Source organism: Burkholderia sp. SIMBA_062, from assembly GCF_046534765.1.
Taxonomy (GTDB): domain Bacteria; phylum Pseudomonadota; class Gammaproteobacteria; order Burkholderiales; family Burkholderiaceae; genus Burkholderia; species Burkholderia ambifaria.
This window is the reverse complement of sequence record NZ_JAWRYD010000695.1, coordinates 1-230: the sequence shown is the minus strand read 5'-3', so window position 1 is coordinate 230 and position 230 is coordinate 1. Positions and strand designations below refer to the sequence as shown.

At 37.0% G+C, this 230-nt stretch carries 1 protein-coding gene; it reads left to right on the top strand.

Features of this window, described 5'->3' with window-relative positions:
• Positions 1-230 (top strand): hypothetical protein (locus SB786_RS37975; RefSeq protein ID WP_410731809.1); only part of this gene is annotated, 230 nt, incomplete at both ends.

The window sequence follows — 230 nt, the reverse complement described above, 5'->3', positions numbered from 1 at the left end:
GATTCTTGTCCGGTGTGTCAGTATATTAGTAAAAATGATCTGTATAATACCGATAATAAAGAATATAGCCTGGTTAAACGCAAAACCAGCTATTGGGCAAATATTCTGGTTGTGAAAGATCCGGCAGCACCGGAAAATGAAGGTAAAGTGTTTAAATATCGTTTTGGCAAAAAAATTTGGGATAAAATTAATGCAATGATTGCAGTGGATGTGGAAATGGGCGAAACCCC